Annotated in this window: 5 protein-coding genes and 1 pseudogene; 3 read left to right on the top strand and 3 right to left on the bottom strand. The window is 67.5% G+C overall.

Annotation, left to right across the window (positions count from 1 at the left end; genetic code table 11):
• The 3 genes from ACRDUX_RS06985 to ACRDUX_RS06975 form a co-directional block, all read right to left on the bottom strand.
• Window positions 1-385: GrpB family protein (locus ACRDUX_RS06985; RefSeq protein ID WP_526412310.1), on the bottom strand; the 385-nt coding region annotated here is incomplete at its 3' end.
• Between the two features lie 50 nt (window positions 386-435).
• Complete coding sequence (locus ACRDUX_RS06980) at window positions 436-3,360, bottom strand: aminotransferase (protein ID WP_526412308.1); 2,925 nt, start codon at window positions 3,358-3,360, stop codon at window positions 436-438.
• A 28-nt stretch (window positions 3,361-3,388) separates the two neighbouring features.
• Entirely contained in the window at window positions 3,389-4,243 is an 855-nt protein-coding gene (locus ACRDUX_RS06975) for an alpha/beta fold hydrolase (RefSeq protein ID WP_526412306.1), read from the bottom strand.
• A gap of 141 nt (window positions 4,244-4,384) precedes the next feature.
• On the opposite strand from ACRDUX_RS06975, the gene ACRDUX_RS06970 reads away from it, so the two are divergent.
• The 3 genes and pseudogenes from ACRDUX_RS06970 to ACRDUX_RS06960 all read left to right on the top strand — a co-directional run.
• Window positions 4,385-4,858 (top strand): VOC family protein, encoded by a 474-nt coding sequence (locus ACRDUX_RS06970; RefSeq protein WP_526412304.1) that lies wholly within the window; start codon window positions 4,385-4,387, stop codon window positions 4,856-4,858.
• Window positions 4,859-5,027: 169 nt separating this feature from the next.
• A complete protein-coding gene (locus ACRDUX_RS06965) occupies window positions 5,028-5,720 on the top strand; it encodes an Rv1363c family protein (RefSeq protein WP_526412302.1) in 693 nt (230 codons plus the stop codon).
• Window positions 5,717-6,112: pseudogene (locus ACRDUX_RS06960) on the top strand (hypothetical protein); the annotation flags it as partial. The gene ACRDUX_RS06965 and the pseudogene ACRDUX_RS06960, both read left to right, overlap by 4 nt.

Raw genomic sequence — 6,112 nt, 5'->3', positions numbered from 1 at the left:
CCTTCCAGCGATCACCGTCGGCCTCGAGGAGGTGCAGGTGGGCCGTGCGGTGACCGTTGGCGACCTTGACGAAGAATCGGCGGTAGGGCCGGTGATCCAGTAGCGGAGGGACGTAGTGCCAGCCATGCTCGGCGAGGACGGCCGCCACTTCGTCTGCGACGTCGAGGTCTGCGACCTGAGCCTGGAGGTCGAGAATCGGCTTCGCGGCAAGGCCGGGGACCGCGGTCGAGCCGACGTGCTCGATGGTGCCAACCCGCAAGTGTGCGAGAAGCCGTTGCAGATGAACACATTCCAGTGCGGCGGTCCGAGCCCAGGCGGGGTCGTAGACGACGATCTCGACACGTTCGGTAGCCCAGCTCGGCCACGGCGTCTCTTCCTCGGCCACGGGATCATCCTCTCAAGACGCCGGTTCGGCGCAGGACACGTTCGGCGTGGTCACCAGCCCTCGGTGAGGACCCGATCCAGGGTGGCGACGTAGAAGTCCGCGCCGTCGGCGTCGAGGCACAGCGGCGGCTTGGTCTTCAGGATGTTCATGTGGTCGCCGGTCGGCTGAATGACGACGCCGAGTTCGAGCATGCGGTCGCAGATCGCGGCCGTCTCCTCCGGGGCAGGCTCCAACGTGGCCTGGTCACGGATCATCTCGACGCCGAGGTAGAGGCCCATGCCGTGGACCGTGCCGATGATCGGGTGCTTGTCGCGCAATGCCGTCAACGCGGCCTTGAGGTGCTCGCCCACCCGTGCGGCATTGCCCTGGAGATCCTCGTCGCGCAGCACGTCGAGCACCGTGATGCCGATCGCGCAGGACAGCGGGCTGCCGCCGGTCGACGAGAAGAAGTACCCCTGCGAGCTGAACGCCTCGGCGATCGCGCGGCTGGTGATGACCGCGCCGAGCGGGTAGCCGTTGCCCGTCGACTTGGCGATCGACACGATGTCGGGCACCACCTGCTGCTGATGGAATCCCCAGAACCACTTGCCCAGTCGGCCATAGCCCACCTGCACCTCGTCGGCGACGGCGAGTCCGCCTGCCGCACGGACGGCGCCGTACACCCGTTGCAGATACCCGTCGGGCAGCGCCATGCCGCCCGCATTGCCGTACACGGTCTCGCAGATGAAACCGGCGGGTGAGCGGCCCGCCGCGACGAGCTCCTCCACCTTGGCGACGGCGTCGTCGGCATAGCGTCCGACGTCGGCGCCGCGGTAGGTGCCGCGAAAGCTGTTGGGCGACTCCACCGTATGTACCCAGTCGGGTCGGGTGGTCAGTGCGCTGGGGTTGTCGGCGGTCGACGTCGATACCGCGTCGGTCCCGTACGTCCAGCCGTGATAGGCCTCCCGGACCGCGAGCACGTCACGCCTGCCGGTCACCGCCGTGGCCAACCGCAGGGCCAGATCGCTTGCCTCGGAACCGGAGTTGACCAGGAACACGGTGTCCAGCGGCTCCGGCAGGGTGGCGGCCAGCCGCTCACTGAACTCCACGACGGCCTCGTAGTTGAACCGGGAGTTGGTGTTCAGCCTGCGCAGCTGCCGATTGGCGGTATCCGCCACCCGCGGGTGGGCGTGCCCGAGGACGGTGACGTTGTTGACCATGTCGAGATAGACCCGCCCTGCGGTCGACATCAGGTAGTGGCGTCGTCCGCGCTCGATCTGTGGCGGTTCGGCGTAGTAGTGCTCCTGCACCCTGGCGAAGCTTTCGTCGCGCCGCGCCAACAGATTTCGCGGTGCTGAGTCAGCGAGTGCGGGCAAACCGAGCAGTGGGCGTGGATCACGCGAGCACGCCAGCCAGCCCGGCGCTAGTTCGGCGGTGGTGAACGCCGGTGCCACCGGACCACCGATGGGTCGGACGCTCACGGTGGTCCACTCGTTCGCCGCGGCACTCGCCAACTGGTCACCGGGTGCGACGCGGCCGCTCGCGTCGGTGGCCGCGGTCACCGTCAGCTCGTAATCATCACCGCGGAGCGTGAATTCGCCGTCCGAGCCGATGATTTCGCCACCCCACGGCGCCGTGAACGCGACGGCCCCGGCGGACCAGATCGAGACTCCGGTGGCGACCACCGCCGGCGAGTGCTGGCTGAGCGCCGGCGCCCGGGTTAGGTCCGCCTCCCCGAACCGGGTCACAACGAGCGCCGCGCCGTCCCGAATCGCCTTGTCCGCGAGTTCGTCCCGAATGCCATCTCGCATCCAGTCGTCGGACTGGAACGCGGTGTCGAACACCTCCGAGGTGGCGGAGAGGTCCAGGGTGACCACCGAGGCCGGATCGATTCCGGCGATCAGCGGACCACCGGCTACGGCCACCGGCGTGGTGGAAAGGCCGAGCGCCGCGCGGATCACGGCGGTCATGACGTCGATGGGCACCGAGATGGCCTGTTCGAACATGCGCGTCTCGTCGTCGGACTGCTCGGTCAGATAATCGTTGTCGGGGTCGAGGACCGCCTGTTGGGCTCCGCTGACGATCAGCACCGCGGTGCGCAACACCAGCAGCGGCCAGAGCACGTCGACCTCCCGTGCAGTCAGTGGACGGATCCCGTGAAAGGCCAATACGGCCGGCAGTATCGACGCTGGCGTGGAGCCGGGGTGCCCCAGCACCGAGGACAGTGTGATCGCCAGCTCGGAGACTGCCCATGTCTGCGAAAGGTCGCCGAAGTCGATGATGCCGTCCGGTCGTGTCACGGCACCACCCGTGCGACTCGCGACCAGGTTGGCGTCGGTCAGGTCGAGATGTACGGCCTGGCAAGGAAGCTCGTCGGCCAGGGGGGAGATCCGCGACCACGCCTCGGTCGCCGCCGTCTCGAGGAGGTTGCGTTGCGCCGGATCATCGACGTGCGAGACGAGCGCCTCGACGACGCCGAGGCCGAACCGGAGGTCCCACTGCAGGGCGCGGTCCAGACCCGGATGGGTGAAGGCGGCCAGTGCCAGACTCACCCGTCCGGCGACCTCGCCCATGCCTGCCACCACCGTGGGCGACAGGTACCCGGCGCTCACCAGCGTCCCGCCGGGCAGGTAACGCAACAACCGAACGTGGGCCACGCCGTCGAGGAGACCCGTTACCGCCGTGGACACTTCACCGGCCAGGTTGGGCAACGGCACCGCGACGCGCAATCCCGGCTCCGCCTCGGCGATCACCTCGGCCGCGGCGTCCTGCGCGGCGAGTTCGACGTCGGTGAACGCCGGGTTCGCGAACTTCAGCACGCCGAGCGGTTGATCGCCTGAGTCGAACACCAGGAAGTTCTTGTCCTGGTTGCTGCCAAGCGATTTCGTCCTGGCGTCGATGCCGTAGTACGTCGACAGCACCTGCTGCGCCTCGGCTTCGCTCACGCGGGGCGCGGGCAGCTCCGGCTGCTCGAGGAAGTTGAAACCTGCGCTCATCTCTGCTGTCTGCTCTTCGCGCGAGCGCTCATCGACCTACGAATTGGACGACGACTTCGCTGAACGCGTCGTTGTCGTCGCCCGCCGCGGTATGGCCTGCCTCGGACAGCTCGACGAACTCCGCGCGGGGCACCTTGGCGAGGAAGTCCTGCACTCCTTCGGCGCTCACCACGTCGGACAACTTGCCCCGGATCAACAGGATCGGGATCTCGAGGTTGATCGCGGCCTGTTCGAGTTTGTCCATTCTGGCGAACGGATCGTCCTCTGGCTTGGTCAGAAACGCCGGATCCCAGTGCCAGTACCAGCGACCGTCGCGCAACCGCAGATTCTTCTTCAGCCCCTCCGGGCTGCGCGGCTTGGTGCGGTGCGGCAGGTATGCGGCGACCGCGTCGGCCGCCTCCTCGAGCGAATCGAAGCCGTCGACGCCGCTGAACATGAAGTCCCGGATACGGGCGCTGCCGTCCTTCTCGAACCTCGGCACGACGTCGACGAGGACGAGCCCGGTGACCAGTTCCGGCCCGGCCTCGTGGGCGGCCGCGATGCCGGTCAACCCACCCATGCTGGCGCCGATCAGGGTCACCGGCCTGCCGATCTGGTACAGCACCTGCAACGTGTCGGAGCAGAGTGACTCCACCGTGTAGTCGGCCGTCGGCGAGCGGTCGCTGTCGCCGTGCCCGCGGCTGTCCAGGGCGATGACGTGAAAGCCGGCGTCGGCGAGGATCTGCCCGGTGTTCTTCCACGAATACCGGTTCTGCCCGCCGCCGTGGAGCATCAGAATCGTCGCTTTGTCGGCGGCCGACTCCGCGTCGCGGTTCCATTCGTCGGCGACCAGCGCGAGGCCGTCCACCCCACGAAACTCAACGGTCTTCGATGCGGTGCTCACGGGTGATCCTCTCGGCGGTACCTCGACCTCACGTTACCCAGGCGGTAAACGGCCATCCGACGGGGTCTCGCGGCGGTCGCGATGACTCTCGAAGGCAGCGCGGGTCGGTAGGAGTGAGACACCGAAAAGGAGACACCCACCATGCCGTCCATTACGCCGTCACTGTGGTTCGACGACGATCTCGAGGAAGCCGCCGCCTTCTATGCGGCGGTGTTCCCGAACTCGTCGGTCGAGAAGTTCAATCGCTACACGGAGGCGGGACCCGGCACGCCGGGCGAGGTGGTGTCCGGCACGTTCGTGCTGGACGGCACCCGCTTCATCGGCATCAACGGCGGCCCGACATTTCGATTCTCCGAGGCCGTGTCGTTTACGGTGCAGTGCGCCGATCAGGACGAGGTCGACTACTACTGGGACCGCCTGGTCGACGGTGGTGAGGAGTCGCAGTGCGGGTGGCTCAAGGACCGGTTCGGGCTCAGCTGGCAGATAGTCCCAGGGCGCCTCTACGAGCTCATCGACGACCCCGACCCGGCCCGTGCTGCCGCCGCGACGCTTGCGATGCTCGGGATGCGCAAGATCGTGATCGCCGAACTGGAGGCGGCAGTCATCGGCGTCTGATCGGTGCGGGGACACTCCGCCATCAGCTATGCAAGCTACTCTGCACCCCTGGTTCGACGATGCAGATCGCGGCCGCTGAGCTTGGGGCAGCGAACGGCACGTACTTTGGACCGGACGGGCGTGGGTGCACGCGACTCGACCTGGCCCGCAAAGCCGCAGAGGAGCAAACATGGCAGACGATGCTGCCGTCCCCTCCGGGAAGCCGGGGGAGGCAGAGGAGTCGGTAGCCGCGCACGAGCCGGAATCCGGGGCCATCGAGGTCGACGCCGCTGACGACGGAGCCGATGAAGCCGATGGCGACGAGGCCGGGGAGGGCCTTGGCGAGGACGGCCTTGGTGAAGACGGCGTCGAGGACCACGACGTCGCCGCTGCCAAGGGCATGTCGCACGTCCGTCTGGCGCTCATCGCGGGCCTGGTGGGGGTCGTGGCCCTCGGCGGCTTGACCGGCTGGCTGGGGTTCCGGGCGAACCAGTCGCACCACCTCGAGCAACAGCGGGAGCTCTTCCTACAGGTGGGGCGCCAGGGTGCGGTGAACCTGACCACCCTGGACTACGAACACATCGACTCCGACGTCCAGCGCATCCTGGATTCTGCGACCGGATCGTTCTACGACGACTTTCAGCAGCGCGCTCCTTCGTTCGTCGAGGTCGTCAAGCAGGTCAAGTCGAAGTCCGAGGGAAACGTGACGGCCGCGGCACTCGAGTCGGACACGCCGAACGAGGCAGAGGTGCTGGTCGCGGTGACCGTGAAGTCGGTGATCGTCGGGCAGCCCGATCAACCGCCCCGCTCGTGGCGGATGCGCATATTGGTCCAGAAGGTCGATGACGACGCCAAGGTGTCCAACGTGGAGTTCGTGCCGTGAGCGAGTCCGACGATCCGAAGACCTCCGACGAGGAGAACGCCGTGGACGACGCGAGCGAAACGCCTGACTCCGCGACCACCGCCGTCGACGAGTCCGACGCCACCGACGCCACCGACGCCACCGACGACACCGACGAGGTCGATGGGTCGGAAGCCGTCGAAGCCGGTGCGGCCGAGGAAACGAACCCCCGGGCAGGCATCGACTGGGCCAGGGTTGCGGCCTACGGGGTGCTGCCCGCCCTTGCCCTGATACTTGCGATTGCCGCGGGTTACCTCAAGTACGTGGACAATTCGGTGCGCGAAGACGGGACTGCCAGGACGCAGTCGGTTCAGGCGGCCACGGCCAGCACCGTCGCGATCCTGTCCTACACGCCCGACAAGGTGGAGCAGCAT

It is taken from the genome of Mycobacterium sp. (assembly GCF_050701675.1).
Lineage (GTDB): Bacteria > Actinomycetota > Actinomycetes > Mycobacteriales > Mycobacteriaceae > Mycobacterium.
The sequence above is the reverse complement of the archived record's forward strand: the minus strand, read 5'-3'. Positions and strand labels throughout refer to the sequence as shown.

Coding starts and splice junctions, on each gene's coding strand:
- ACRDUX_RS06980 (WP_526412308.1), bottom strand. CDS start 3,360: ATGAGCGCAGGTTTCAACTTCCTCGAGCAGCCGGAGCTGCCCGCGCCC.
- ACRDUX_RS06970 (WP_526412304.1), top strand. CDS start 4,385: ATGCCGTCCATTACGCCGTCACTGTGGTTCGACGACGATCTCGAGGAA.
- ACRDUX_RS06965 (WP_526412302.1), top strand. CDS start 5,028: ATGGCAGACGATGCTGCCGTCCCCTCCGGGAAGCCGGGGGAGGCAGAG.